Source organism: Amycolatopsis sp. NPDC004368, assembly GCF_053602515.1.
Window position 1 is genome coordinate 97108 of record NZ_JBSGDT010000008.1, and the last position, 26007, is coordinate 123114.

At 70.1% G+C, this 26007-nt stretch carries 26 protein-coding genes and 1 pseudogene; 17 read left to right on the forward strand and 10 right to left on the reverse strand.

Translation table 11 applies throughout. The features are described 5' to 3' along the window. Positions 1–309 precede the first annotated feature (309 nt). Positions 310–1776, forward strand: a complete 1467-nt coding sequence (locus ACWEOE_RS14550; RefSeq protein WP_452008477.1) for a catalase — start codon at positions 310–312, stop codon at positions 1774–1776. 112 nt (positions 1777–1888) lie between these two features. Here ACWEOE_RS14550 and ACWEOE_RS14555 read toward each other — a convergent pair whose 3' ends face one another. Continuing rightward, on the reverse strand, positions 1889–2212 hold the full coding sequence (locus tag ACWEOE_RS14555; protein WP_452008821.1) for an ankyrin repeat domain-containing protein: 324 nt from the start codon (positions 2210–2212) through the stop codon (positions 1889–1891). A 166-nt stretch (positions 2213–2378) separates the two neighbouring features. Next, a complete protein-coding gene (locus ACWEOE_RS14560; RefSeq protein ID WP_452008479.1) occupies positions 2379–3218 on the reverse strand; it encodes an LLM class F420-dependent oxidoreductase in 840 nt (279 codons plus the stop codon). Positions 3219–3367: 149 nt separating this feature from the next. Between ACWEOE_RS14560 and ACWEOE_RS14565 the strand changes: the two genes are divergently transcribed. Continuing rightward, positions 3368–3883: a MarR family winged helix-turn-helix transcriptional regulator gene (locus tag ACWEOE_RS14565; protein ID WP_452008482.1), complete on the forward strand. Its 516-nt coding sequence runs from the start codon at positions 3368–3370 to the stop codon at positions 3881–3883. A 239-nt stretch (positions 3884–4122) separates the two neighbouring features. Then, a complete protein-coding gene (locus tag ACWEOE_RS14570; protein WP_452008823.1) occupies positions 4123–4662 on the forward strand; it encodes an NADPH-dependent F420 reductase in 540 nt (179 codons plus the stop codon). Here the strand turns inward: ACWEOE_RS14570 and ACWEOE_RS14575 are convergent. The 6 genes from ACWEOE_RS14575 to pxpA form a co-directional block, all read right to left on the reverse strand. Beyond that, positions 4643–6013 (reverse strand): MFS transporter, encoded by a 1371-nt coding sequence (locus ACWEOE_RS14575; RefSeq protein WP_452008484.1) that lies wholly within the window; start codon positions 6011–6013, stop codon positions 4643–4645. The two genes, ACWEOE_RS14570 and ACWEOE_RS14575, sit on opposite strands and share 20 nt — an antisense overlap. Before the next feature lie 217 nt (positions 6014–6230). Continuing rightward, on the reverse strand, positions 6231–7214 hold the full coding sequence (locus ACWEOE_RS14580; protein WP_452008486.1) for a 5-oxoprolinase subunit C family protein: 984 nt from the start codon (positions 7212–7214) through the stop codon (positions 6231–6233). Next, a complete protein-coding gene (locus tag ACWEOE_RS14585; RefSeq protein WP_452008489.1) occupies positions 7204–8109 on the reverse strand; it encodes a 5-oxoprolinase subunit B family protein in 906 nt (301 codons plus the stop codon). The genes ACWEOE_RS14580 and ACWEOE_RS14585 overlap by 11 nt, the downstream gene beginning before the upstream one ends. Beyond that, positions 8106–9461, reverse strand: coding sequence for an acetyl-CoA carboxylase biotin carboxylase subunit (locus ACWEOE_RS14590; RefSeq protein ID WP_452008492.1), 1356 nt, complete (start codon positions 9459–9461; stop codon positions 8106–8108). The genes ACWEOE_RS14585 and ACWEOE_RS14590 overlap by 4 nt, the downstream gene beginning before the upstream one ends. Beyond that, positions 9461–9697, reverse strand: coding sequence for an acetyl-CoA carboxylase (locus ACWEOE_RS14595; protein WP_452008495.1), 237 nt, complete (start codon positions 9695–9697; stop codon positions 9461–9463). The genes ACWEOE_RS14590 and ACWEOE_RS14595 overlap by 1 nt, the downstream gene beginning before the upstream one ends. A 13-nt stretch (positions 9698–9710) precedes the next feature. After that, positions 9711–10433: a 5-oxoprolinase subunit PxpA gene (gene pxpA / locus ACWEOE_RS14600; RefSeq protein WP_452008498.1), complete on the reverse strand. Its 723-nt coding sequence runs from the start codon at positions 10431–10433 to the stop codon at positions 9711–9713. A 96-nt stretch (positions 10434–10529) separates the two neighbouring features. On the opposite strand from pxpA, the gene ACWEOE_RS14605 reads away from it, so the two are divergent. The 8 genes and pseudogenes from ACWEOE_RS14605 (at position 10530) to ACWEOE_RS14640 (ending at position 18647) form a co-directional block, all read left to right on the forward strand. Continuing rightward, positions 10530–11996, forward strand: a complete 1467-nt coding sequence (locus ACWEOE_RS14605; RefSeq protein WP_452008500.1) for a PucR family transcriptional regulator — start codon at positions 10530–10532, stop codon at positions 11994–11996. 201 nt (positions 11997–12197) lie between these two features. After that, complete coding sequence (locus ACWEOE_RS14610; RefSeq protein WP_452008502.1) at positions 12198–12563, forward strand: ATP-binding protein; 366 nt, start codon at positions 12198–12200, stop codon at positions 12561–12563. A gap of 97 nt (positions 12564–12660) precedes the next feature. Next, positions 12661–13371, forward strand: a complete 711-nt coding sequence (locus ACWEOE_RS14615) for an ArsR/SmtB family transcription factor (protein ID WP_452008504.1) — start codon at positions 12661–12663, stop codon at positions 13369–13371. Between the two features lies 1 nt (position 13372). Further along, entirely contained in the window at positions 13373–14098 is a 726-nt protein-coding gene (locus tag ACWEOE_RS14620; protein WP_452008506.1) for a haloacid dehalogenase type II, read from the forward strand. A gap of 186 nt (positions 14099–14284) precedes the next feature. Continuing rightward, positions 14285–14585 (forward strand): annotated as a pseudogene (locus tag ACWEOE_RS14625) (FAD-binding protein); the annotation flags it as partial. Positions 14586–14754: 169 nt separating this feature from the next. Next, positions 14755–15636, forward strand: a complete 882-nt coding sequence (locus tag ACWEOE_RS14630) for a 2-hydroxy-3-oxopropionate reductase (protein WP_452008508.1) — start codon at positions 14755–14757, stop codon at positions 15634–15636. A 25-nt stretch (positions 15637–15661) separates the two neighbouring features. Continuing rightward, positions 15662–17434: a glyoxylate carboligase gene (gene gcl, locus ACWEOE_RS14635; protein ID WP_452008510.1), complete on the forward strand. Its 1773-nt coding sequence runs from the start codon at positions 15662–15664 to the stop codon at positions 17432–17434. A 106-nt stretch (positions 17435–17540) separates the two neighbouring features. Next, positions 17541–18647 carry a lactonase family protein gene (locus ACWEOE_RS14640; RefSeq protein ID WP_452008513.1) on the forward strand — a complete coding sequence of 369 codons (1107 nt, stop codon included), beginning with the start codon at positions 17541–17543 and terminating at the stop codon, positions 18645–18647. A 51-nt stretch (positions 18648–18698) separates the two neighbouring features. On the opposite strand, the gene ACWEOE_RS14645 is transcribed toward ACWEOE_RS14640, so the two are convergent. Then, positions 18699–19349 (reverse strand): response regulator transcription factor, encoded by a 651-nt coding sequence (locus tag ACWEOE_RS14645; protein WP_452008516.1) that lies wholly within the window; start codon positions 19347–19349, stop codon positions 18699–18701. 329 nt (positions 19350–19678) lie between these two features. Between ACWEOE_RS14645 and ACWEOE_RS14650 the strand changes: the two genes are divergently transcribed. The 4 genes from ACWEOE_RS14650 to ACWEOE_RS14665 all read left to right on the forward strand — a co-directional run bounded on the left by ACWEOE_RS14650 (position 19679) and on the right by ACWEOE_RS14665 (position 23750). After that, positions 19679–21031, forward strand: a complete 1353-nt coding sequence (locus ACWEOE_RS14650) for an MFS transporter (protein ID WP_452008518.1) — start codon at positions 19679–19681, stop codon at positions 21029–21031. 107 nt (positions 21032–21138) lie between these two features. Then, entirely contained in the window at positions 21139–21357 is a 219-nt protein-coding gene (locus tag ACWEOE_RS14655; RefSeq protein ID WP_452008521.1) for a hypothetical protein, read from the forward strand. 99 nt (positions 21358–21456) lie between these two features. Beyond that, complete coding sequence (locus tag ACWEOE_RS14660; RefSeq protein ID WP_452008523.1) at positions 21457–22353, forward strand: LysR family transcriptional regulator; 897 nt, start codon at positions 21457–21459, stop codon at positions 22351–22353. Positions 22354–22523: 170 nt separating this feature from the next. After that, a complete protein-coding gene (locus ACWEOE_RS14665) occupies positions 22524–23750 on the forward strand; it encodes a cytochrome P450 family protein (protein ID WP_452008526.1) in 1227 nt (408 codons plus the stop codon). 47 nt (positions 23751–23797) lie between these two features. Here the strand turns inward: ACWEOE_RS14665 and ACWEOE_RS14670 are convergent, their stop codons facing one another. After that, positions 23798–24181: an SDR family oxidoreductase gene (locus tag ACWEOE_RS14670; RefSeq protein ID WP_452008825.1), complete on the reverse strand. Its 384-nt coding sequence runs from the start codon at positions 24179–24181 to the stop codon at positions 23798–23800. 225 nt (positions 24182–24406) lie between these two features. Between ACWEOE_RS14670 and ACWEOE_RS14675 the strand changes: the two genes are divergently transcribed. Continuing rightward, the gene (locus ACWEOE_RS14675) at positions 24407–25123 is read left to right on the forward strand and encodes an SDR family oxidoreductase (protein WP_452008529.1); all 717 of its coding nucleotides are present in this window, start codon (positions 24407–24409) and stop codon (positions 25121–25123) included. Between the two features lie 33 nt (positions 25124–25156). Then, complete coding sequence (locus ACWEOE_RS14680) at positions 25157–26005, forward strand: DUF427 domain-containing protein (protein ID WP_452008531.1); 849 nt, start codon at positions 25157–25159, stop codon at positions 26003–26005. The last annotated feature ends 2 nt before the right edge of the window (positions 26006–26007 follow it).

Genomic DNA, 26007 nt, shown 5'->3' on the forward strand with positions numbered 1-26007 from the left:
GTGGTCGGGCAAGCGCGGTCAGCGTTCACCCGTGATCATCTTTGTGACTACCATCTCACTGGATGCGAGAACGCGACCGTGCTGAGCGGTCGGTCTCGCCGTGCACTGTCCGCCGGCTTGTTGTCCGCGCTGGTCAGGCTGGTGCTGGTGCCACTCGGTCGACCTTGCCGCGCGCGTCGATTCACTTGAACGGGTCCACCCTCTAGTCTGGACACGTTCAAGAAAGCATGGTCTGATGCCCTCGTGCCGGCCGACTGATGAGCCTCGCCGGCACCGACACCGACTGTCCACCACCCGCAAGGAGACATAGTGCCTTTCGAAGAGAACACCAAACCGCTGACGACGGCGGCGGGTGCGCCGGTCGTGGACAACCAGAACAGCGTCACCGCCGGCCCCCGCGGCCCGGTGCTGCTGCAGGACCTGTGGCTCATCGAAAAGCTCGCGCACTTCGACCGCGAGGTGATCCCGGAGCGGCGCATGCACGCCAAGGGATCCGGCGCTTGGGGCACTTTCCGGGTCACACACGACATTTCGCGGTACACGAAGGCCGCGATCTTCGCCGAGGTCGGCAACGAGTGCGAGATGTTCGCACGGTTCTCGAGCGTCGCGGGTGAGCGTGGCGCGGCCGACGCCGAGCGCGACATCCGTGGTTTCGCGCTGCGGTTCTACACCGAAGAGGGCAACTGGGACGTCGTCGGCAACAACACCCCGGTGTTCTTCCACCGCGACCCGCTGAAGTTTCCCGACCTCAACCGCGCGGTGAAGCGCGACCCGCGCACCAATCTGCGGGACCCGGAGAACAACTGGGGTTACTGGACGAACCTGCCTGAGTCCCTGCACCAGGTCACGATCGTCATGTCCGACCGCGGCATCCCCAAGTCCTACCGGCACATGCACGGTTTCGGCTCACACACCTACAGCTTCATCAACGCCGCCGGCGAGCGGAACTGGGTCAAGTTCCACTTCCGCACCCAGCAGGGCATCGAGAACCTGACCGACGAGGAGGCGGGCGCCGTCATCGCGGCGGACCGCGAGTCGAACCAGCGCGACCTCTTCGACGCCATCGAGCGCGGCGACTTCCCGAAGTGGAAGCTGTTCGTGCAGATCATGCCGGAGGCCGACGCCGCGACGTACCGGTTCCACCCGTTCGACCTCACGAAGGTGTGGAGCAAGAAGGACTACCCGCTGATCGAGGTCGGCGAGTTCGAGCTGAACCGCAACCCGGACAACTACTTCGCCGACGTCGAGCAGGCCGCCTTCACCCCGGCGAACCTGATCCCCGGCATCTCGTTCAGCCCGGACAAGATGCTGCAGGGCCGCCTGTTCTCCTACGGTGACGCCGCGCGTTACCGCGTGGGCGTGAACCACCACCAGATCCCGGTCAACTACCCCCGCGGTGCGAAGGTGGTCAACACTTACCACCGCGACGGTGCCATGCGCGTCGACGGCAACCAGGGCGGCGTGCCCGGCGTCGAGCCGAACAACTTCGGACGCTGGCAGGAACAGCCTTCCTACGCCGACCCGGCGCAGGCCATCGGCTCGACCGCGGACCACTTCGACTTCCGCGAAGACGACCACGACTACTTCACCCAGCCAGGTAACCTCTTCCGCCTGCTGTCGGCTGAGGAGCAGCAGCGCCTGTTCGAGAACACCGCTCGCGCGATCAAGGGTGCGCGCAAGGAAACCGTTCAGCGCCACATCGCCAACTGCGCCCAGGCCGACCCGGCTTACGGTGAAGGTGTTCAGAAGGCCTGCGAGGCACTGGGCGCTCTGTAGTCCTTTGTGGTGAGTCCCTTTGCAGTCTGCCCCGCCGCGAACAATGCGGCGGGGCAGACTGTTTCGCGTTCCCGTTCGGCGGCGCGAGCCCTCGGTGTGGTGCCCTCGAGCGTCAGAGGGTCTGGCCGAACATCTTCGCGGCTTCGCGCGCGCTCGGGGTTCCGGCGTCCAGGTCCGCGCCGGCCTTTTTCAGGGCCGCCACGATCTCCGTCTCGCCCTTGAACAGGGCGCCCGCGATCGGGGATTGGTTGCGGGCGTTGCAGATGTCGGGGTCGGCGCCGTGGTCGAGCAAGTAGGTCACCGTGTCGGTGCGGCCGTGGTAGGCGGCGAGCATCAGGAGCGAGTTGCCGGACTCGTCGAGTGAGTTCACGTCCAGGCCGTGGTCGATGAAGTCCGCGAGTTCTTCGGTGTTGCCTTCGCGGGCCAGGTCCGCCATGACGGTGCGGGCTCGGCTCTGGAGATCCTCGGGGGAGGGCTGCGGGTTTTCGCTCGCGGGCATGCCCGAATTTTACCAGCGCGTGGTCGAATTCGGACGGTTGTCGCTGCCCTGCGCGGGGCCGCGCGACGCCGTGGTGGGGCGGTCGCGCGGCCCGCGGCCGGGGTCAGCGCAGCGGTTCGAGCGCCTTCGCCAGCGGCTCCAGCACCGCGGGGGTGTGGGGTGGCGGCAGGTAGACGATCGCGAGGTCGAGGCCGGCCTCGCCGAGGCCTTCGGCCTGCTTGGCGACCGAGGCGTAGTCCAGGTCGGGCCCGAGGCGCACGTGCGAGGAGAGCGTGATCTCCTTCGGGTCGCGGCCGATGTCGGCGCAGTGGCGGTGCAGGACCGAGACCTTGTGGGCGAACTCCTCGGGCGTGCCGCCGGTGAAGTTCCAGTGGTGGGCGTACTTCGCGGCGGTGCGCAGCGTGCGCTTTTCACCACTGCCGCCGATGCAGATGGGCGGGTGGGGCTTCTGCACGCCCTTCGGCTCGTTGCGGGCGTCGGTGAGCTCGTAGTGCGTGCCCTTGAACGTGGTGGTTTCCTGCGTCAGCAGGCTGAGGAGCACTTCACACCCTTCCTCGAAGCGGTCACTGCGCTCCTTGATGGTGCCGAGCTCCATGCCGTACGCGCCGGACTCCTCTTCGTTCCACCCGGCGCCGATGCCGATCTCCAGCCGGCCACCGGAGACGATGTCGAGCGTCGCGGCCATGTTCGCGAGCAGGGCGGGGTGCCGGTAGTGCATGCCGCTGACGAGCGTGCCCAGCCGCAGCCGCTTGGTGGCCTGCGCGAGCGCGGTCAGTGTGACCCAGCCCTCCATGCAGGGGCCGGTCGAATCGGAGAAAATGGGATAGAAGTGGTCGAAAGTCCAGCCGGACTCGAACAGCTCGATCTCGTCGGCCGCCTGCCAGACCGCGAGCATGTCCTGCCAGACGGTGTTCTGCGGGGAAGTCTTGATGGCGAATCGCATGCCCGTGAGCGTAAACCTGGAGTTACCCCAGCTGCCAACACCGGTGATCAGGGCCCATTGTCCGTCCAATGTAGACGTTCGGTCGGGTGGAAAATTCCAGGTCGGCAACGAGGACTTGAATTTTCAAGTCATGCGGTAGGCTGGCACGCATGACGCCCCGGCAGGCCGCTCCGCGCTGGCTGGACTCGGAAGAGCTGCAGACGTGGCGCTCGTTCACCTACCTGCTGCACCTGCTGCCGACCGCGCTGGAGAAACAGCTGCGCGACGACGCCCAGCTCGGCTACGTCGAGTACTACGTGCTGGCGGCGCTGTCGGAAGCACCCGACCGGCGCATGCGCCTGAGCGAGCTGGCGATCCTGACCAACGCGGAGCTGTCGCGCCTGTCGCACCTCATCAGCCGGCTGGAGAAGCGCGGGTTCCTGCACCGCGAGCCCGACCCCGCGGACGGCCGCTACACCCGTGCCGTGATGACCGACGCCGGCTACGCGCACGTGCTCGAATCCGCTCCCGGCCACGTCGCGCGCGTGCGCGAGCTGGTGTACGACGTGTTGTCCGACGATGAGCTGCGCACCCTTCGCGCGGTCGCGGACAAGATCACCCGGCGCATCGAAGCCGGTGACGGAGGGTCCGCACCGCGGGGAACGGCACGCGACCGTGGCGCGTGACCTGCGCCTCGACCGTTTGAGATCGGCGTGGACGTGATCGCGCTCGGCGAGCACCACCGGCCCGAGTACTCGATCACCACCCTGGAGACGGTGCTGGCCGGCATCGCCACCCGCACGTCGCGGATCCACCTGTCCTCGGGTGTCACCGTGCTCGGTTCCGACGTTCCGGTGCGGGTCTTCCCACGTTCGCGGGTTCGGGCGCGCCGGAGCTCACCGGGGAAGTCCTCGCACCCGGCGCCATCGCCACGACGCAGGCCGAGGCGGCTTCGGCCGACATCGTGGTCCTGGCCCTGCCGCTGGGCAAGTACCGCACCATCCGCGCGGCGCAGCTCGACGGCAAACTCGTGATCGACGCCATGAACTACTGGTGGGAGGTCGACGGGCGTCGCGCCGACCTGGAAGTGTCCACGAGTGAGACGGTGCAACGGTTCCTGCCCGGCGCGCGCGTCGTGAAGGCCTTCAACCACATGGGTTACCACGACCTGGAGGACGAGGCCCGCCCCGCCGGCACGCGCGGCCGCAAGGCCATCGCCGTCGCGGGCGACGACCCCGCGGACGTCAAGGCCGTGTCCACTGTGGTCGACGCACTCGGCTTCGATCCACTGGCGGCTGGTGGTCTGGCCGACGGCGTGCGGCTCGAGCCGGGTGCGGAGACGTTCGGGGCCGATGTGGACATTGCGGAGCTGAGGACGATGCTGGAGCGGTTTCCGGAGTCGGAACGGGGGTCGGATGCTCAGCGGCCGCGAACCGCGGTAGGGCTCACCGTTCGCGGCCGGTGACGGCGTTGCCGGCGGTGTGCGACAGCCGGATGGCGGCGACGAAGGGGATCACCAGCAGCACGGCCAGCAGGACGAGCGCCACGCGGAACGGGCCGGGCGCGTCGGTGGTGAACAGGCCGCCGGCGCGGATGAGGAGGGCGCCGATGGCCACCCCGAGGCCGGCGCCGAGTTCCTGGAGGGTGGACAGCAGGGTGTTGGCGTGGTTCATGAGGGGCGCGTCGACGTCGGCGAAGGCGACGCTGTTGTAAGCCGTGAAGCCGGTGGAACGGGCGATGCCGCTGACGAGCAGGAGGGTGAGCAGCTCCGGCAGCGGGGTGTCTGCCCGCACGAAGGCCAGGCCGACGAGGCACGCGGCGCCGACGACGATCGACGCGAGCAGCACCGTGCGGATGCCGAAGGCGCGCATGAGGGGTGTGGTGGCGGGTTTGATGCCGACGTTGCCGACGAACAGCGCGATCACGACCAGGCCGGCGCGCGCGGCGGTCCAGCCGAAGCCGAGCTGGAAGAACAGGGGCAGGACGAAGGGGATGGCGGTGATCACACCGCGGTAGATCGAGCCCGTGGCCGCGGTGATGCGGTAGGTCGCGACGCGCAGGATCCGCAGGTCGAGCAGGGGATTGGGGGCGCGCAGCAGGTGGCGGATCGCCCAGCCGAGACCGACGGCTGCCACCGCCAGGGCCACGGCGGTCACCGGACCGAAGCCCGAACCGAGGCCTTCGAGCGCGACGACGAGCGCGGCCGTGCCCACGGCGACCCAGGCGAACCCGGCGCGGTCGAACGGCGCGGGCTTCTCCGCGCGCAGATCGGGCACGATCGCCCACGCCACGACGAGCGCCGCGAGGCCCAGCGGCAGGTTGATCACGAAGATCCACCGCCACGACGCGTACTGCGCCAGCAACCCCCCGACGACCGGCGCCACCACCGGTGCGAGCAACGCCGGCCACGTCAGGTAGGCGACCGCGCGCACCAGGTCCTTCTTCGGCGTGCCACGGAGCACCACGAGCCGGCCGACGGGCACCATCATCGCTCCGCCGATGCCTTGCACCACACGGGCTGTTGTCAGCAGCACAAGGTTGGGTGCGAAAGCGCAGGCCAGTGACGACAACGTGAACAGGACGAGTGCGGTCGCGAACACCCGGCGCGCGCCGAAGCGGTCGGTGAGCCAGCCGCTGATCGGGATGAGGACGCCGAGGGTGAGGACGTAGGCCGTGATGGTGACGTTCACGTCCACCGAGCTCACCCCGAGGTCCGCCGCCATCGCCGGCGCCGCGGGCGCGATGATCGTCGCGTCGACGATCTCCATGAAGAGAGTGGCGGCCACGAGCAGCGCCAACCCCCGCCGAAACCCCATGACGACGGACCTTACTGGCCTGATCGCGCCGGTTGGGGGCTCGCGATGGGGATCACACGGCCGTGGTGGGGTGTGGGAGTGCGGGCTCGGCCGGTTGCCGTAGTCGGCCGCGTCGCGACAGCCGGTGCCGCGGCCACACCGGACGGCGGAGTCAGCTGTGGCAATCGGCCGTGCCGGGCGGCGGTCACCACGGCTTACGACCGAGCCTCCTCGAACCTCAGACCAGCGAAGCGAGAGCCTTCGCCAACCTCTGGTTGCGGTCCTTGCGCGCCAGCAGTGCCGTGTCCAGGTCGACCGGACGGAAGTGGGTTCTGGTGCCCGGCGCGGCGCGGGCCACGAGGTCCATGTCGGCGCTGATGACGGTGGCGACCATGGCGTAGCCGCCGCCCGAGACGGCGTCGCGGTGCAGGACGATGGGTTGGGTGCCGCCGGGGATCTGGATGGAGCCGACGGCGTAGCCCGCGTCCACGATGTTGGAGGGGTCGGAGCCGGCGCCGAAGGGCTGGACGCGGTCGCGCCATTCGACGCCCGGGCCGTCGTAGCGCAGGCCCGCGCGGTCGGCGACCGGCGTCAGGGTCCATTCCTCCTCGACGAGGTTCGCGAGGCCGCGTTCGGTGAGGCGGTGGTCGTAGAGGCCGAGCAGGACGCGAACATCCTGGTGCGGGGAAAACACCGGGCGGTGTTCGGGATCCACCACCGAGCCGGCCGGTTCCTCCGAAGCGGGAACACCGATCGGCACCACGTCCCCCGCCTCGAGTTTGCGGCCCTGGAAGCCGCCGAGGGCACCCAGGACGTAGGTCGAGCGGCTGCCCAGCACGGCCGGCACGTCGATCCCGCCGGCGAACGCCAGGTAGTAGCGGGAGCCGCCCTGTATGTAGCCGAAGGAGAGCTCGTCGCCCGCAGCCAGGGACAGACGGGTCCACTGTGGACGATCGACGCCGTTGACCTGCACCGGAACCGGAGCGCCGGTGACCGCGACGGACACCGGCGCCAGCGCGCGCAGCACCGGGCCCAGGTAAGTGCATTCGAGCAGGGCTTCGCCGGAGACGTTGCCCACCAGCGCGTTCGCCAGCTCGGCCGAGTACTGGTCCAGCGCCCCGCCCTGGGGGATGCCGAGGTCGTAGTACCCGATCCGCCCGCGGTCCTGCACCGTGGTCGCCAACCCGGGCTTGCCGATCTCGATCGCGCGCTCACTCGCCACGGAGCACCTCCAGCAGGGTGGCGTTGTAGGCCTCGGGGTCGGCCACGGCCCGTTCGGTGTCGAACTCGACCGGCACGATCCGGTAGCGGAACGTGCCCGAGGAGACCTCCGCCGAGATCCGGTGGTACTCCTCTTCCGACACCGGGGTGAACTTCACGATGTCACCGGGTCGGAAGAACACCAGGGACTCCGCGAAATCCGGCAGCTTCCGCGCCGGGTCGAAAATCGGCGCCGCCGCGATGCCGAACATCTGGTAGCCACCGGCCCCGCGCACGGAGTAGATGCAGGCGAAACACCCGCCGTGCCCCACGGTCAGCTTCGGGGTGTCCGTGCGGGGACTCAGGTACTTCGGCACTTCCAGCTGCTGCGAACGTTCGACCAGCTGGAACAGGAACGGCAACCCGGCGACGAACCCCACCATCGACACGATCCACGGCTGCGTGTGGTGGCGGTGGATGAACTCCGCGGCGTCGGACAGGCCGTTGATCCGCGCCGCGTAGTCGAGGTCGGTGCCGCTGGGGTCCTGGTGGTAACCCTCGCGGAACCGGGCCCCGACCTCGCGCGTGTACGGATCGTCGTACCACACCGGCACTTCCACGATCCGGGTCGACAACACGGTTTTGGTTTCTTCCCGGGTTCGCACTTCCAGCTCGCGCACCGTGCGCTCCAGCTCCGCCGGCGCCAGCACGTCCGGGTCGAAGCGGATGAGCAGCGACGCGTTGGCCGGGCAGATGTCCACGATCCCGTCGAGCGCCGCGGCGGCGAGGCCGCGGGCGATGCCCATGGCCCGCAGGTTGCCCGGCAGGCTCATCTCCTCGGAGATCTCCACGAACAGGAACTCGTCGCCGCCCCAGGTGTAGCGGGCCGTGGCGGGCAGGGTCTGCGGTGCGCTCACGCCGTCTCCTTCAGCAGTCCGGGAGTCGTCTCGATGAACTTCGTGTGGTGCTCCACCGCGGCGAGCTCGGGCCGCGCGAACAGGTCCAGCTGCAGCCCGACGGTCGTCGCGATGCCGGTGATCCCGACACCCCGCAGCGCTTCCGCCATTCGTCCGATCGCGACAGTCCGATCAGGACCGTGCACGATCAGCTTCGCGATCATCGAGTCGTAGTACGGCGCCACCGCGTCTCCCGCGGCCACCCCGCTGTCCACGCGCACGCCGGGCCCCGTTGGCCACGTCAACGCCGAGATCGTGCCGGGACTGGGCAGAAAACCCCGATCCGGGTCCTCGGCGTTGATCCGCGACTCGAACGCGTGCCCGGAAAACGTCACGTCCTCCTGCGCCAGCCCCAACGGCTCACCCCGCGCGATCCGCAGCTGCTGCTCGACGAGATCGATCCCCGTCACCAGCTCCGTCACGGGGTGCTCCACCTGCAGCCGCGTGTTCATCTCGATGAACGCCGCCTCTTCGCGCACCGGGTCGTACAGGAACTCCACCGTGCCCACCCCGCGGTAGGCGCAGGCCCGGGCGAGATCGACCGACGAGCCGCGGATCCGGTCCCGCACCGCGTCGGGCAGCGAGGGCGCCGGCGCCTCCTCCAGCACCTTCTGCGACCGCCGCTGCATCGAACAGTCGCGGTCGCCCAGGTGGATCACGCGCTCGCCGTCGCCGAGCACCTGCACCTCGACGTGGCGGGCGCGTTCGACGAAACGCTCCAGGTACATCGTGTCGTCGCCGAAGCTCGCCCGCGCCTCCGAACGCGTGACGTCGAGCGCGGCGAGGAAGTCCGCGGGACCGGTGACGAGCCGGATGCCCCGCCCGCCACCGCCGGCGGAAGCCTTGAGCACCAACGGAAAACCGACCGCCCGCGCCACCGCGAGCGGGTCGCCCGCCACGTCCAACGGACCGTCCGACCCGGCGAGCACCGGCACCCCGGCCGCCCGCGCCGCTTCGCGCGCCGCCACTTTGTCGCCCATCAGCCGGATCGCGGACGGATCCGGCCCGACCCACGTCAGCCCGGCGTCGAGCACGAGTTGCGCGAACTCGGCGTTCTCCGAGAGGAAACCGAAGCCCGGGTGCACGGCGTCGGCGCCGGTGTCCAGCGCCGCCTGCACGACGGCGGGACCGTTGAGGTAGCTGTCCCGCGCGGGCGGCGGCCCGATGACCACGGCCTCACCCGCGGTCCGCGCCGCGAGCGAATCGCGGTCGGCCTCGCTGCACACGACGACGGTGGCCAGGTCCAGGGCGTGCGCGGTGCGCAGGATCCGCACGGCGATCTCACCCCGGTTGGCGATGAGCAGTTTCCGCACTAGTCCTCCACCACGACGAGGACTTCGCCCGGGGTGACGGTGCCTCCGTCCGCGACGTTGATCGACACGACCGTGCCCGCGGACTCCGCGCGGATCTCGGTGAACTGCTTCATCACCTCGACGATGCCGACGGCGGCACCGGCCTCGATGCGGTCGCCGGGCTGCACGAAGGGTTCCTTGTCGGGCCCGGGCCGGGTGTAGAAGATGCCCGGGAGCGGGGAGAGGATGTCGGACACGGACCTGCCTTCCTCAGCGTTGACGGTCGAGCACGGCACGGACGGCCGCGGCCACTTCGGGGGAGTTGGGAGCGTCGGAGTGCACGCAGACGCTGTCGAACCGCAGGTCGAGCTCGGTGCCGTCGGCGGCGAGCACCGGTTTGCCCTCCGCCGCCCGGGCGACCCGGTCGGCCGCCGCCGCGGGATCGGTGCGCGCGGGGCGGCGCAGGATGATCAGATTCCCTTCGCCGTCGTAGTCGAGGTCGACGTAGAGCTCGGCCACGAAGTCCACGCCGAGCTCGGCGCACACCGTTTCGTGTGCGCTGCCGGGGATGCCGAAGAACGGCACCCCGTACTGCTTGGCCACGCGCGCCGCGCCGGTCATGAGCGCCGGGTCGCCGGCGAGCATCCCGTAGAGGGCGCCGTGGGGTTTGACGTGGTTGAGTGGTGCGCCGTGTTTGCCGAGGAACGCGGTGAGGGCGCCGACCTGGTAGAGCATGATCGTCTCGACCTCTTCGGCGGTCAGGACCATGCGCCGCCGACCGAAGCCGGTGAGGTCGGGCAGGCCGGGGTGTGCGCCGATGCGCACGTCGTGTGCGACCGCGGCCGCGACGGTGGCGTCCATGACGTCCGGGTCGCCCGCGTGGAAGCCGCAGGCCAGGTTGATCACGTCGACGAGATCGAGCAGCGCTTCGTCGTTGCCGAAGCTGTGCAGGCCGAGTCCTTCGCCCATGTCGGAATTCAGGGTCGCGGTCATGGTTGGTCACCCTAGGCATCGAGTGGCGCCCGGCACATTGGTCAGAGTGACCCAAACGTCTGCCCGCGGTTGTGCGAAGTGCTTTAAGCTCGACGCGTGCGTGTCGCCGACCTGCTCGAAGACCCCGTGCTCGAGGGGGACGTGATCGAGGACCGCCGGCGTCGCATCGAGGTCAGCGTCGCCGGGCCGCCCGGGGCGCTGGAGCGGCCGATCACGTGGTGCGCGCCGACCGAGTCGATCGACCCGTCGCCGTTCCTCACCCCGGGCGCGGTGATGCTGACGTCCGGGATGGCGCTCAACGTGACCGACGTCCGGATCTGGGACGCGTACGTGGAACGGCTCGCCGACGTCCCCATCGCCGCGCTCGCCTTCGGCCTCGGGCTCGCGCACGCGACGCTGCCCGAAGGCCTGGTGGTGGCGTGCCGCAACCACGGCGTGCCGCTGCTGGTCGTGCCGGACGACATGCCGTTCGTGCTGGTCCAGCGCGACGTGCAGGACCGCCTTTCCGCCGAACGCTACGAAGCCCTGCGCCGCGGCTCCGAGCTCGCCGACGACTGCACGCGCATCGCCGCCGACCAGGGCACGATGCAGGACGTGCTGCACCGGATCAGCGAGGCCGCGGGCGCCCGGGTGTCCATTCAGGACTCGACGGGCGCGACGCTGCTGTCGGCCGGCGACCAGGGCGGGTTCGCCACTCGCACCGAGTTCACCCTGCCCGGCAACAACCGCGACCGCTTCCGGCTCGTGGTCGAGGAGACCGTGGCCCAGCCCGCGATCCGCACGTTGCTCGCACCGGTGGCCGCCGTCGTGTCCATGCAGCTGAGCACCACGCTCGGCTCGGCCGGCGTCGCGCACTCGCGCAACGCCGGGCGGCTCACCGAGGCGGTCTACGGCAACGACGCCGTGCCCACCGCCGAGCTCATCGCCCTGGCCCGCGACGCCGAACTGGAGCCCTACCAGCGCACCGGCGTCGTCGTGCTGCAGGCCGAGGCCGGGATGTCCACGACCTACCTGCGCACGGTGTCGTGGCGGGCCCGCGTGGTCCTCGCCGGCGAGTTCTCGGCCATGCGGTTCGTCGAGGAGCCGGACCTGTCGACCATCCTGCTGCAGAGCGAGGCCCTCGACCCCGGCCACCTCGTCACGGCGACGCGCGACGCCCTCGGGCCCGCGCGATCGGTGTCGGCGGTCGTCGCCACGGCTGAGAACGCGGCGGAACTGGGCCTGGTCCTGCGGATGTGCCGCCGCGCGCTGGGTGAGCCGGGGGTGCACGCGGCGCCGAGCCTGGACTTCGACGCGGTGATCGACACCCTGCGTCACCCCGGGGCGATCAGCCTGGCCCAGCGCCTCGTCGCGCCCCTGTCCCGCTCCGAGGACCGCACGCTGCTGACCACCCTCGAGTGCTACCTCCGCCACAGCGGCGCGACGCCCGCGATCTGCGCGGAGCTGTTCATCCACCGCAACACCCTCGCCTACCGCCTCAAGCGCATCCGCGAGCTTCTCGCGCTCGACCTGCAGGACGGCCGCGTCCGCGCCACACTGCTCATGGCGCTGCGGCTGGCCTGACCCGCACGTCCGGTTTGGGCTGGGTGCACAGTCCGCGGTGTGATGAGGGGGCAATGTGCTCGGGCGGACGATTCCCCGAATGTTCACCTCGGATGCTTGAAGTGGCTCCGTTCGGGGTATGAAGACGCTGATCGAGCCTGAGTTGCCGAAGGAGCCCTGACCGCTGGTGGACTTTCCTGCGCCCTCGAGCCGGATGCGGCGATGACGGCCCTGCCGCTGAGCGGCGCCGGAGCTGAGCTGCACCAGGTGCGGCGCTGGACGCGTGAGCACCTGGCCGACGTCGCGCCCGATGTGCTGATGGACGTGGTGCAGGTGGTCGACGAGCTGGCCGCCAACGCCGTCGCCCACGGCGGGCCGCCGCGCTGCGTACGGCTGCTGCGGTTGCCGGGGCTGGTGCGGGTGGAGGTCGACGACAGCACACCTGAGCGCGCGACGCCCCGGCCGCCGGACGACCACGGCGGCCGTGGCCTGCACCTCATCGCGGCCGTGTGCGCCGCGTGGGGCCAGCAGGTGACCGAGACCGGGAAGACGGTGTGGGCCGAACTCACGGTGGGTACGGATCGGTGACGGCGCACAGTCCACTGTGAACGGTCGCCGCTGATCCTCATGGCAGGGGCGCCATTGTTCAACCGGGGCTCAAGTGTTCCGGAGCTATCGTGGGTTCATGGCAGGTGACGCGGATCTCGCCCGGCTCGGATTTCTCCTGTCCGACCGCAACCGCGCGGCGATGCTGTTGCTGCTGCTCGACGGGCGGCCTCAGCCGGTCTCGGCGCTGATGGCCGAGGTCGGCATCTCGGCGTCACTCGCGAGCACGCACCTGCGCAAGCTCAAGGACGGCGGCCTGGTCGTCGTGGAGGTGTCCGGCCGGCAGCGGCTTTACCGCCTCGCGAGCCCCGTCGCCGACGCGATCGAAGGCCTGTTGCTGCTCGCGCCACCGGGACCCGCGAAGTCGTTGCGGGAGGTCACCCGTGGCCGCAAGCTGCGTGAGGCCAGGGTGTGTTACGACCACCTCGCCGGCGGTGTGGGCGTCGCGATCAACGATGCCTTCCTGGGCAAGGGATTTCTGGTCGAGGACCGCGATTCCTACCGCGTCTCCGCCGAAGGGCGCGCGGAGCTGGCAGCGCGCGGGATCGACGTCGACCGGCTGAGCGGGCGGCCCCGGCCGTTGGCCCGGCCGTGCATGGACTGGAGCGAACGCCGCTACCACCTCGCCGGCAGCCTCGGTGCCGCGGTGAAGAGCCGGTTGCTCGACCTGGGCTGGATCGACCTGATCGAGGCGAGCCGGGCCGTCGACCTCACCGACGCGGGCCGCCGGGAGCTGCACGCGTGGCTCGGGGTCGGTCCGGGTGAACGGGTTCACCGGAGAACGGAGTGAGATGTTCGAGGTCAGCGAGGTGACGGTGGTCGCCGTCGACGTCTTCGGGACCACTGTGGACTGGCGCCGCGGTGTGCTCGAGGGCCTGCGCGCCCACCACGAGAACGACTTCGACTGCGCCGCGCTCGTGGATGCCTGGCGTGAGCGCTACCTGCCCGCGGTCGAGCGGATCAACAGCGGTGCTCGCGAGTGGGCGAACCTCGACGCCGTGCACCGTGAGGCGCTGGACGCCTGCCTCGCGGACCTCGGCGTCGCCGAGAAGGTCTCCGACGAGGCCCGTGACCGCATGGTCCGCGCCTGGCACGCGCTGCCGCCGTGGCCCGACGCCGCCGAGGGGCTGGCCGAGCTGCGTCGTGACTTCGTGGTGGTGGCGTTGTCCAACGGCGGGTTCGCCCAGCTCACGAACGTGGTGAAGGGTGCCGGCCTCGGCTTCGACGCGATCCTGTCGGCCGAGAACGTCGGCGCGTACAAGCCGGACCGCCGGGCGTACGTCAACGCCGCGAAGCTGCTGGACGTGCAGCCGGGCAACGTCCTGATGGTCGCCGCCCACACGTGGGACATCCACGGTGCCCGTGACGCCGGGTTCCGCACCGCGTTTGTCGAACGGCCGGGGGAGAAGGGGCCCGACCGCGCGGCCGATGCCGCCGAGACCACGGACAGCGACCTCGGGGCGGCGAGTTTCACCGACCTCGCGGCCCGGTTGCGGGCGGCCCGGCACGGTCGTTAAATTTCACTATGCGGAAGATAGATTGCACTTTGTGGAAGTTTTTGGCCGTCAAGCCTTGTGACGCCGTGGGCTGAGGGTTAGCGTTGGCGGGGCCACGACTTGTGTCGCAGTCCTGTTCCAGCCCTCGACCTGATGGAGGTGGCGACGGTGCCGAAGCACTTGCACGCTGGCTTCGTCAGGGCCGTGGGCGCTGAGGCCGTGGTGCGGGTCTGCGCGAAGCACGGGGGTGTCGTTCGTCGCGCGTGGTACCGGCAGCGGGTTGTCCGGCGGTGCACTGCCGGTGGCCGACGGTGTGGTGATCGCGTTGCGGCGCCTGCCTTCCGCCGTGGAGATCGACGTGGTGAACCGGCGCGCGGTCGTCGTGCCCGGGGTGACCAATGTGGACATCAGCCGGGCGGCGGTGCCGTACGGGCGGTACTTCGCGCCGGACCCGTCGTCGCAGCAGGTGTGCCCGATCGGCGGCAACGTCGCGGAGAACTCCGACGGCCCGCAAGCGGAGGTCGACGAGCGGTTCGAGCAGGTCACAGCCCTGTGTGAGCGGTTCGGGACCACGAAGCTGCGCGTCCCGCCCCGAGCCAGCTTCTGGACGCGTCGATCCGCGGCGTCGATCCACTCGTGACGCTTTCCTGAGCGTCGGTTTCCCAAGGAGTTTCCACATGAGCACGGTGGGTTTCATCGGGCTGGGCATCATGGGCCTGCCGATGGCCGAGAACCTGGTCAAGGCGGGGTTCGACGTCGTCGGTCACAACCGCGGTCCGCGGCGGGTCGAGGCACTGGTCGCCGCGGGTGGCCGTGGCGCGGCGAGCGTCGCGGAAGCGGTGCGGGGTGCCGATTTCGTGATCACGATGGTGCCGGATTCCCCGGATGTCGTTGCCGTGGCGATGGGCGAGGGAGGGGTGTTCGACAACGCACACGCGGGACAACTGTTCATCGACATGAGCACGATCGAGCCGGCGACGGCCCGTGCGGTCGCCGAAGCCGGCGCGAAAGCCGGGGTCCGGGTGCTCGACGCACCCGTGTCCGGCGGGGAGTCCGGTGCCGTCGAAGCCGCACTGTCCATCATGGTCGGTGGTGCGGTGGAGGATTTCGCCGAGGCGAAGCCGGTGTTCGATGCTGTCGGCCGGACCGTCGTGCACGTGGGGCCCCACGGGGCGGGCCAGACGGTGAAGGCCGCCAACCAGCTGATGGTCGCCGGGCACCTCCAGCTGCTCGCGGAGGCGCTCGTGCTCGCCGAAGCGTCCGATGTGGATCCGGCGGTCGCCGTCGAGGTGCTCGGCGGCGGGCTGGCCGGGTCGACCGTGCTGGAGCGCAAGTCCGCCGGCATGCTCAAACGCGACTTCACCCCCGGTTTCCGCCTGTCCTTGCACCACAAGGACATGGGCATCGTCGCGGCGGCCGCACGCGAAGCCGGGGTGGCGATCCCCCTCGGCAGCGCGGTCGCCCAGCTGATCGCCGCCCTCGTCGCCCGCGGCGACGGCGGCCTCGACCACTCCGGTCTGTTCAAGCTCACCGAAGAGCTGGCCGGCCGGACCCACTAGCTGTTCCTCAGTCAGGAGTGGAACCATGCCCAGGATGACCGCGGCCGACGCCGCAGTTGCCGTGCTGCGCCGCGAAGGCATCACGCAGGCGTTCGGATTGCCAGGAGCCGCCATCAACCCGTTCTACGCCGCGCTTCGCCGCGACGGGAACATCGCCCACACGCTCGCCCGCCACGTCGAGGGCGCCTCGCACATGGCCGAGGGGTACACGCGCACCCAGCCGGGCAACATCGGTGTCTGCATCGGCACATCAGGCCCCGCGGGTACCGACATGATCACCGGGCTGTACTCGGCGAGTGCGGATTCCATCCCCATCCTGTGCATCACCGGACAAGCGCCGGTGGCGAAGCTGCACAAGGAAGACTTCCAGGCCGTCGACATCGCCGCCATCGCGGCGCCGGTCACCAAGTGGGCCGTGACGGTGATGGAACCCGCACAGGTCCCGGGCACGATCCAGAAGGCCTTCTGGCTCATGCGCACCGGCCGCCCCGGCCCCGTGCTCGTCGACCTGCCGATCGACGTGCAGCAGGCCGAGATCGAGTTCGACATCGACTCCTACGAGCCCCTGCCCGTCGCCAAGCCGGCCGCGACCCGCGGCCAGGTCGACCGGGCGCTGGACCTGCTGGCGGCGGCCGAGCGGCCGGTGATCGTGGCCGGCGGCGGGATCATCAACGCCGACGCGGCCGACCTGCTGGTCGAATTCGCCGAGCTGACCGGTGTGCCGGTGATCCCGACCCTCATGGGCTGGGGCACGATCCCCGACGACCACCCCCTGATGGCCGGCATGGCGGGCATCCAGACGAGCCACCGCGGTGCCAACGCCACCATGCTCGAAGCCGACTTCGTGCTGGGCATCGGCAACCGCTGGGCCAACCGGCACACCGGTGACCTCGACGTCTACCGCGGTGAGCGCACCTTCGTCCACGTCGACATCGAACCGACCCAGATCGGCCGCGTGTTCGCGCCGCACTACGGCATCGTGTCCGACGCGAAAGCCGCGCTCGAACAGTTCGTCGCCGCCGTGCGAGAGCGCAAGGCCGCCGGGTCGCTGGCCGACCGTTCGGCGTGGGCCGAGGACTGCGCGCGGCGGAAGTCCACGATGCAGCGCAAGACCCACTTCGACGAGGTGCCGATCAAGCCCCAGCGCGTGTACGAGGAGATGAACCGGGTGTTCGGCCCGGACACCCGCTACGTCTCGGCCATCGGGCTCTCGCAGATCGCCGCGGCGCAGTTCCTGCACGTGTACCGGCCGCGGCACTGGATCAACTGCGGCCAGGCCGGCCCGCTCGGGTGGACGGTGCCGGCGGCGCTCGGGGTGGCCAGCGCCGACCCCGACACCGAGGTCGTGGCAATCAGCGGCGACTACGACTTCCAGTTCATGATCGAGGAGCTGGCCGTCGGTGCGCAGTTCAACCGGCCGTATGTCCACGTGCTGGTGAACAACTCCTACCTCGGGCTGATCCGGCAGGCGCAGCGGGCGTTCGACATGGACTACCACGTGCAGCTCGGCTTCGAGAACGTCAACTCGCCCGAGACGGCCGGCTACGGCGTGGACCACGTGAAGGTGGCCGAAGGCCTGGGCTGCAAGGCGATCCGCGTGCACCGGCCCGAGGACCTGCACGCGGGGTTCGAGAAGGCCCGGCAGCTGGCGGCGGAGTACCGCGTGCCGGTGATCGTGGAGGTCATCCTCGAGCGCGTCACGAACATCTCGATGGGGGCCGACCTCGCGGGCGTGAACGAGTTCGAGCCGCTGGCCGAGACCGAGGAGGACGCACCGACCGCGCTCGCGCGCCGATGAGTCCGAAGTGGAGTGACCCGGCTCCGTAAGGAATCGGAAACTACTCGTTCCCGCCAGCCGCCGGTTAGCCTGGTTCCGATCAGCAGGCTCGAGGTGGGGAACGTCGATGGCGAATCGTTGGGTGGCCGGCCTCGTGGTCGCGGCCGGGCTCACGGCTTGTTCGGCCGAGGAGCCCGCCACGGCCCCGGGACCGCGCGCGGTCTACGTCACCAACTGGGCGTCCGACACCATCGCCGAGTTCGGGCTCGACGCCGACGGTTCCTTGAAGACTCCGGCGATTTCGCTGTCCGTGGGCACTGGCGCCACGCACCCGCAGGCGTCGATCCGTTCGCACGACGGAAAATGGCTCTACGTCGGCAACTGGGGCACCCGTGACGTCACTCCCTTCCGGATCGAACCCGACGGCCACCTGACCGCGTTCCCCGCGGAGCACGGGCCGGCGCCGGAACCCGTGACACCGTCGGGCATCGCGCTGAGCCCGGACGGCAAGAACCTCTACACGGCCAACTTCGGCAATGGCGGCGACGGAACCGTTTCGCACTACCGCGTTTCCACCGACGGGCTGCCGCACGGTGTCGCCACGGTGCCCGCTCACGGCCGTGGCACCACCGCGCTCGCGGTGTCATCCGACGGCCGCACGGTGCTCACGGCCAACAGCGCTTCCGGCGACGTCTCGGCGTTCTCCGTCGCCGCCGACGGCAGCCTCACCTGGGTGACGACCGTGGCGACGGGCAAGGGCGCGTTCTTCGCGGCCATCACGCCGGACAGCGCTCACGCGCTCGTCACGAACTCACTGGCCGACAGCGTCAGTTTTCTCCGGCTGGGCCCGGATTCCCGGCCCACGCTGGTCAGCACGACGCCCAACCCGGCCGACGAACCCCGTGGCATCGTCCTCACCGGCCGGGGCGACCGCGCATACGTCGCCAATTTCGCGAACGGCACCGGGCCCGGCCACATCACCACGTTCACGGTGACCCCCACCGGGCTCCGCTCGGCCGGTCCGGCTGTCGCGACCGGTGGCAACGGCGCCGAGGGCATCGCGCTTTCACCCGACGGCCGGACCCTCTACAACGCCAACTTCAACACGAACGGCGAGGGCAGCGTCACCAGCTACCCCTTGGCACCCGACGGTTCGATCGGCACCCCGCGGCCGCCGGTGCTCACGGGTGGCCGTCAGCCCGACCTGACGAGCATCACCCTGCCGGTGAGCTGACCGCGGCGGCCCCGGTTGCCGCTGCCGGGGCCGCCGCCGGTCTTCAGGGACTCACAGCACGCCGGCGCGGAGCGCGAACGCCACCGCTTGCGTGCGGTTGCGCAGGTTGAACCGGCCGATGATCGACGCCAGGTCCTTCTTCACCGTGCTTTCCGAGTAGGCCAGGACCTTGGCGATTTCCCTCGTCTCGACACCTTCGGCGAGCATGCGGAGGATCTCGACCTCCCGAGTGGACAGTCCGGGGCCCGTGTAACCCAGTGGCTCCAGAACGTCTCTCTGCAGCCCACGGACCTGCGCGACGAGGCTGCCGAGCAACCGCGGTGACAGCACGGCCGAACCGTTGGCACTCGCGAGCACGGCGTCGGCGAGGTCGGCGCCGGTGGTCGTCGCGCGGTCGAGCACGGCGGCGACACCGTGGCTCACCAGCGAGAGCAGGGAATGCTCGCGGACGTCGGTGGTCAGCAGCACGATCGGTGCGGACAGGACCGCCGCCGCCTGCACCCGGCGCATCGTGGCGGGGGAGAAGCGCTCGTCGATGACGACGGTGACGTCGGGGCGGTCGCTCTGGGCCGGGCGCGGTCCTTCGGCGCCCAAAAGTTTCCGGATGGCTTCGGTCGTGAGCGGGTCGGGTCCGAGGACCGTGACGGCGACCTCGGTGAGCGACCGGCTCGGCCTCGTCGCGCCTGGCGAGCAGGACGGCACGGCGAATCCTCCCTCCGGTGGTGTTTTTCTTCCCCCGAAGATACTGAGCGAACAGGCGGTGAACGGGGTTCGCAAGGGTTCGGTCACATTCGAGATTCGGTGGCGGCGCGCAGACGGGACGAATGAGTCTGTTGTTGTGGTGGATTCACACACCACAACACCCCGGCTCTCACGGGACGTGCAGCGTGAGCGCGCCGTATATCGTCGGTTCCGCGCGGGGGATGAATTCGGATCAGGAATCATTATCATTCGCTGGAGGAATGGACCGGGCCGCTGCTGTCCGGTGGCGACGGTGACGTTTCGGGGACGACGCGGGAAAGGAGCCAGGCATGGCCGCACCGGCCCGGTTCGGTTCCCGGCAGGCAGGCTTCGCCGGCATCTGCCTGGGGTATTTCGCGATCATCCTCGACGGCAGCGTGCTCAACATCGCCGTGCCGGCGCTGCGCCACGACCTGAACACGTCCCTGGCCTCGGTCCAGTGGGTGATCAACGCGTACACCCTGTGCCTCGCCGCGCTCCTGCTCACGGCGGGGGCGCTGGGCGACCGCTGGGGCCTGCGCCGGTGTTTCCTCTGGGGCACCGCGATCTTCACCGCCGCCTCGCTGGCCTGCTCGCTCGCGCCGTCGGTGCACGTGCTCATCGCGGCCCGCGTCGTGCAGGGGGTGGGCGCGGCGGCGCTGTTGCCGGCGACGTTGGCGTTGATCCGCACCCTGTTCACCGACGACGGCGAGCGCGCCCGGGCCACGACCGTCTGGGTGTCGACCGGTGCGATCGCCACCGCGGTGGGGCCGATGGTGGGCGGGCTGCTCATCGACGCGTTCGGCTGGCGCAGCATCTTCCTGATCAACCTGCCGATCGGTGTCGCCGCGATCCTGCTGGCCAGGGCCGGGATCACGGAGGCGCCGCGGCACCGGCGCGAGGTCGACCACGCCGGTCAGCTCACGGCCGTGGCCGCGCTCGGGCTGGTCACCGCCGGGGTGATCGTGAGCGGTAGCGCCGGCTGGACGGATCCGCTCAGCGCCGGCCTGCTGGCCGGGGGCGTGGTGGCTGCCATCGCGTTCTGGGTCGTCGAGCACCGGGTCGCTTCGCCGATGCTGCCGCCGGAGTTCTTCTCGGTGCGGGTGCGCTCGGTCGCGGTGGCGAGCGCGGCGTTCATGGGGTTCCTGTTCTACGGCACGTTGTTCGTGATGTCGCTTTATTTCCAGGAGGTGCGCGGATGGTCGGCGGGGACGGCCGGGGTCGTGCTGCTGCCGCTCACGGTCGGCTCGACGATCGGGTCGCTGGTGCTGTACCGGCCGTTGGCGCGGCGGTGGGGCGATCCGGCGGCGTTGTTGACGGGGTTCGCGTGCTGCGCGTCGGGTGTCGTGGTGTTGCTGGTGTTCACGCGGGCCGCGGGGTACGTGCCGCTCGCGGCCGGCCTGTTGCTGGTCGGGGTGTCGAGCACCATCGCGTTCTCCGCGCTCACGTCGCTGCTGGTGCCGAGCGTGCCGGTGAACCAGTCGGGGGTCGCGTCCGGGGTGCAGAACACGAGCCGGCAGGCGGGCGCGTTGATGTCGGTAGCGGTGCTGGGGGCGATTCTGAACACGGCGGTGTTTGCGGCGCGGCTGCCGGTGGCGTTGGGGGTGCTCGCGGCGGTGGTGGCGCTGGCGCTCGGCACGGCCGGGTTCGCGACGAGGCGCTGACCATCCGACCACCGATTTCGGTCTGTCCGGTCAAGTCCGGTGTGTGCCCGGTTCACCGGAGGGGGTGACGGGTAGCCAGGAACCGACCCGGACGAAGGGAAGTTCTCATGCCGGCTGGCACTCGGTGGCACGTCGTACCGCGAACCGCGGGGCTGTGCGTGCTGTGGCTCGTGGTCGGTCTTGCGCTGGCGGTGCAGGCGGTGGTGGTGCTGAACACCGGGAGCGTCGGGGAACCCGCGCTGGAAGTCGTGGTGGCCGTGCTCGGTGGGGTGCTGGCGATCGCGTCGATCGCCGGGCTGGTGTCGCCACGCCTGCGTGGCCGGTGAATCACAGACATTGAGCTTCCTCGAACAACCCCACTCTTCGAGTGATCGGAAATGAACACGTAATGTGAATCCTCCGGAGGATGTTGTTAGATTTCCCGAATGACAACGCTGCGCGCCCTGGAATGCCTGGTCGCCCTCGTGGAAGAGGGTTCGGTGACGCGGGCCGCGGCCTCCCTGCAGATGTCGCAGCCCGCGCTTTCGCACCAACTCGCCTCGCTCGAACGCGAGATCGGCACGCCGATGGTCCAGAAAATGGGTCGGGGCGTGCGGGTGACGGCGGCGGGCCACGCCGTCGCGGAGGAAGCGCGGGCGGCGCTGAAAGCGTCCGAACGCGCGGTGCGGGTGGGCCGCCGGATCGGCTCGGGCGGCTCCGGCCGGCTGCGGATCGCCTGCGCGGAGACGATGACGGCGTGGCTGCTCGTGCCGGTGCTGCGACATTGGCGGGCTCGCCGGGCCGAGGTGCTCATCGAGCTCAGCGAGCACACGAGCTCCGACCGGATGGTGGACCTCGTGACCTCGGGGGAGGTCGACGTCGCCGTGGGGCCGCGCCCGTCGGAGACGGCCGAGCACCTCGAAGTTCTCGGTGATGAGGAAGTGGTGGTCGTCGCGCCGGCCGGACATCCGTTCGCCGAACGCCTTTCCGTGCCGTTCGGGGATCTCGCAGCGGAGCCGTTCGTGCACTTCGTGAGCGAAAACGGGTTGTCCGTGTGGGTCGACCAGCTCGCCGCCGAGCACGGGGTGGTGCTGGATCCCGTGCTGCGCACCAGAAGTCCCCGGACGGCCGCGCAGCTCGCCGCCGCCGGCATGGGCGTGACGATCGTGCCCGTGTCCGCGCTGCCGGCCCGCCCGCCCGGTGTGGTGCGCCGGCTGGATCCGCTGGTGGAGCGGGAGATCGTGGTGGTCGTCGCGGCGCCCTCGGATTCACTCGCCGGACTGTTCGTGGACGATCTGCGGCGCCGGGGGTTGCCGGGCGGACGGATGGCCCGCGCGAACTGAGGGTGTGACGGAATTCTTTCAGTGGCGGCGAATCGCGCTGTGGATCATCGCGCGGAGCTAGCGTGGCGCTCGACCTGGTTGTCGACCGGGGAACGCAAGACGGGTGGCGATTCCCCGCTCCCGCGACGGTTTCCGGTGCGCGTTCCCCTGAACACGGAAGAAGCGCACTCGTGACCCAACCTTATGTACTCGACGTCGACGGGACCGACATCCCCGGGGAGGGCGCGCGGCTGCGGGCCGGCGGCTCGGCGGTGGTGGTGGAGCTGCCGGGCGGGGTCCGCGCGTGGGCCGTCGGCCACGCCGGCACGCTGAAGGCGCTGCTCACCGACAGCCGGGTGTCGAAGGATCCGCAGCAGCATTGGGCCGCCTGGAAGGAAAACCGCATCGCCGCCGACTGGCCGCTGCGCCTGTGGGTGTCGGTGCGGAACATGTTCACCGCCTACGGGAGCGACCACCGGCGGTTGCGTTCGCTGGTCGCGTCGGGCTTCACGGCCAAGCGGACCATGGAGCTCAAGCCCTGGATCGAACGCATCACCCAGACGCTGCTCGACGACGTGGCCGAGCAGGGCCGGTCGGGCGAGGTGGTCGACCTGCGCGCGGCTTTCGCCTACCAGCTCCCGGTCGAGGTGATCTGCCGGCTGTTCGGAGTGGACGATTCGCAGCGGGCCGGCCTGCGCCGGGTCGTCGACTCCGTGTTCGACACCACGACCACCCCGGAAGCCGCGCAGGCCAACGCGGAGGAGATGTACCGGATCCTCACCGGGCTGGCCGAGCAGAAGCGCGCGCGGCCCGGCGACGACCTCACGAGCGCGATCATCCAGGCCGACTCCGAACGTTTCGGCCGGCTCACCGACGCCGAGGTCGTCGACACGTTGATCCTCATGCTCACCGCCGGCCACGAGACCACCGTGAACCTGCTCGACCAGGCCGTGACGGCGATGCTCACACACCCCGAGCAGCTCGCGCTCGTGCGGTCGGCGGAGTGCTCGTGGAGCGACGTCGTCGAGGAAACCCTGCGGTGGCAGGCACCGGTGGCCTATCTGCCGCTGCGGTACGCGGTGTCGGACATCGACCTGGGTGACGTCGTGATCCCCGAGGGCGACGCGATCCTCGCCGCCTACGCCGCGGCCGGGCGCGATGAGGCGGAGTACGGCGAGACCGCGAGCGAGTTCGACATCACGCGGGGAGTCAAGCAGCACCTGGCGTTCGGGCACGGGATCCACCACTGCCTGGGTGCTCCGCTGGCCCGGCTCGAGGCGACCACGGCGTTGCGGGCGTTGTTCGAGCGGTTCCCGGACCTGGCGTTCGCCGAGGGGCCGCTGGCGCCGATGAGCTCGTTCCTGTCCAACGGGCACGTGGCACTTCCGGTGCGCCTGGGACGGGACGCTTCGCGTTGACGTGCGGGTGGCCTCGATTCCCCGCGGAACCGAGGCCACCGTCGGGGTCAGGTCAGGGGTTCGCCGCCGTCGACGCGCAGGGTCACGCCGGTGAGGAACGGGTTCGTCATGGCGAAGAGCACGGCCTTCGCGATGTCGCCGACGGTGCCGATGCGGCGGGCCGGGTTGTGCGTCCGGAAGTGTTCGAAGTAGGCGGCTTTGCCTTCTTCGCCCATGGCGTCCCAGATGCCGGTGTCGATCACGCCCGGCGAGATGGAGTTGACGCGGATCGGCGCGAGCTCCAGTGACAGCGAGCGCGTGAGGAAGTCGGCCGCGCCGTTGGTGATCGCGACGCCGAGGAAACCGACCGCGGGCTTGAACGCGGCCACGCCGGAGAAGAGCGTGAAGGAACCGCCTTCGGCCAGGTGGGGCGCGAAGTGCTTGGCGAGCATCACGGGGCCGTCTCCACGTCCCGGGCCTCCCGTGCTCCTCTGTGGACTCTTCCACCGTACGGTCCGGGCTCCGCGAAGCCATCGATGTTCCGGCTGGCCGGCGGAGGTTTCGTGAATGTGTGGCGTTGAGCTTGCTCCTGACTAGCTAATGGGTATATCTTCTTGACAGGCATTAGCCGAGTGGGGGAACTCCCGCCTGGCGGTTACTGTTCAAAGGAGACAGCCATGTCCGAATCCCTCAAGGGGCGCAAGGTTCTCGTCGTCGGCCGGGGCAGCGGCATCGCCCGGGCGGTGGTGCTCGCGGTGCGTGGTGCCGGCGCGGAGGTCGTGGTGGCCGGGCGCGACGAGGAGAAGCTCAAGGGTGCGTACGACGATCCGGGGATCTCGGTGGAAACGGTGGACCTCACCGACGAAACCAGCGTGGCCGCGCTCGCACAGCGGCTCGGGCAGGTCGACCACGTTGTGTGCACGGCGTCGGCTCGCGCCCGTGGCCTCGTGGGCGATCTCGCGCAGGGCACGATCGCGCTTTCGTTCGAGACCAAGGTCATCGGCCCGATCCTGCTGGCGAAGCACCTGGCGCCGAAGATGCCCGCCGACGGCTCGATGGTGATCTTCTCCGGTGCGACCGCGCGCAAGCCGTCGATCGGCATGCTGGCGGTCGCGGCGACCAACGGCGCGGTCGACTCGCTGACCAAGGCGCTCGCGGTCGAGCTGGCACCGATCCGTGTCAACGCCGTGTCGCCGGGCACGATCGACACGGGTGCCTACGACGCGCTCGGTGACGAGAAGAAGGCGGCGCTCTTCGCGCAGCGTTCGGCGAGCAACCCGGCGCGGCGGATCGGGACGTCCGAGGACATCGCGGACGCGGTGCTCTTCGCGCTGACCAACGGTTTCGTGACGGGTGTGTCCCTCGGTGTCGACGGCGGCGAGCCGCTGGTGTGATGCCGTCGCGACGGGATCGGAAGGAGGTCGGTGATGCCGCTGCCGTGGCTGCACGCACCGGTGCCGGACGTGTTCCGGGGCAAGTTCCTCGTGCCCGGCGGGTTGCCGGAGCGGCTTTCGTACCAGGAGCCGCTGCGGCGCCGACTGCGGGTGCGGTTCGGCGGGGAGTGGATCGCCGACAGCGAGCACGTGGTTCTCCTGCACACCCCGGGCCGGTTCCCGGTCGCGTACTTCCCGGCCGGCGACGTGCGGGTCGAGGTGCTCGAGTTCCGGCAGCGGACCACGGTGCACCCGGACCTCGGCCGCACGGCGTGGTTCGCCGTGCGGGTGGGGGATCGTGTGCACGAGGGCGCGGCCTGGCAGCACGTGCGGCCGCCGGCGCACGCGGCGGAGTTCGCGAACCTCGTGGCGTTCTCGTGGCGGGCGATGGACGGGTTCCAGGAGGAGGACGAGCGCGTCACGGCCCACGCGGCGGATCCGTACCACCGCGTCGACGTGCGCAACACCTCGCGGGAGGTCGTGGTTTCGGTGGCAGGCCGGGTGATCGCGAAGTCCGGCCGACCCCGGGTGCTGTACGAGTCCGACCGGGAGCCGCAGTGGTACTTGCCGCGGGGTGATGTCGACGAGACCGCGTTGCGTGAGGAGACTTTGCGGACGGTGTGCCCGTACAAGGGGGTCGCGACCTACTACGCGGTGGGCGGGCACTCCGGGGTGGCGTGGTCCTATGTGGACGCGAAGGCCGAATCGGCGGCCGTCGCGGGTTTTGTCGCGTTCGATCCGAACAAGGTGGCGGTGCACCTCGACGGCCGGCGGTTGCACGACACCATCGGCCGGGGCGGGCCGAAGAGGGGACTGGATCGGGCGTTCGCTTCGGAACGGTGAGC

Bases quoted from the DNA above. Each gene is read 5' to 3' on its own strand.
- ACWEOE_RS14555 (WP_452008821.1), bottom strand. From the start codon at position 2,212: ATGGCGGACCTGGCCCGCGAAGGCAACACCGAAGAACTCGCGGACTTC.
- ACWEOE_RS14560 (WP_452008479.1), bottom strand. From the start codon at position 3,218: ATGCGATTCGCCATCAAGACTTCCCCGCAGAACACCGTCTGGCAGGAC.
- ACWEOE_RS14565 (WP_452008482.1), top strand. From the start codon at position 3,368: ATGACGCCCCGGCAGGCCGCTCCGCGCTGGCTGGACTCGGAAGAGCTG.
- ACWEOE_RS14575 (WP_452008484.1), bottom strand. From the start codon at position 6,013: ATGGGGTTTCGGCGGGGGTTGGCGCTGCTCGTGGCCGCCACTCTCTTC.
- pxpA (WP_452008498.1), bottom strand. From the start codon at position 10,433: ATGACCGCGACCCTGAATTCCGACATGGGCGAAGGACTCGGCCTGCAC.
- ACWEOE_RS14610 (WP_452008502.1), top strand. From the start codon at position 12,198: ATGACGGCCCTGCCGCTGAGCGGCGCCGGAGCTGAGCTGCACCAGGTG.
- ACWEOE_RS14615 (WP_452008504.1), top strand. From the start codon at position 12,661: ATGGCAGGTGACGCGGATCTCGCCCGGCTCGGATTTCTCCTGTCCGAC.
- ACWEOE_RS14620 (WP_452008506.1), top strand. From the start codon at position 13,373: ATGTTCGAGGTCAGCGAGGTGACGGTGGTCGCCGTCGACGTCTTCGGG.
- ACWEOE_RS14630 (WP_452008508.1), top strand. From the start codon at position 14,755: ATGAGCACGGTGGGTTTCATCGGGCTGGGCATCATGGGCCTGCCGATG.
- gcl (WP_452008510.1), top strand. From the start codon at position 15,662: ATGCCCAGGATGACCGCGGCCGACGCCGCAGTTGCCGTGCTGCGCCGC.
- ACWEOE_RS14640 (WP_452008513.1), top strand. From the start codon at position 17,541: ATGGCGAATCGTTGGGTGGCCGGCCTCGTGGTCGCGGCCGGGCTCACG.
- ACWEOE_RS14650 (WP_452008518.1), top strand. From the start codon at position 19,679: ATGGCCGCACCGGCCCGGTTCGGTTCCCGGCAGGCAGGCTTCGCCGGC.
- ACWEOE_RS14655 (WP_452008521.1), top strand. From the start codon at position 21,139: ATGCCGGCTGGCACTCGGTGGCACGTCGTACCGCGAACCGCGGGGCTG.
- ACWEOE_RS14660 (WP_452008523.1), top strand. From the start codon at position 21,457: ATGACAACGCTGCGCGCCCTGGAATGCCTGGTCGCCCTCGTGGAAGAG.
- ACWEOE_RS14670 (WP_452008825.1), bottom strand. From the start codon at position 24,181: ATGCTCGCCAAGCACTTCGCGCCCCACCTGGCCGAAGGCGGTTCCTTC.
- ACWEOE_RS14675 (WP_452008529.1), top strand. From the start codon at position 24,407: ATGTCCGAATCCCTCAAGGGGCGCAAGGTTCTCGTCGTCGGCCGGGGC.
- ACWEOE_RS14680 (WP_452008531.1), top strand. From the start codon at position 25,157: ATGCCGCTGCCGTGGCTGCACGCACCGGTGCCGGACGTGTTCCGGGGC.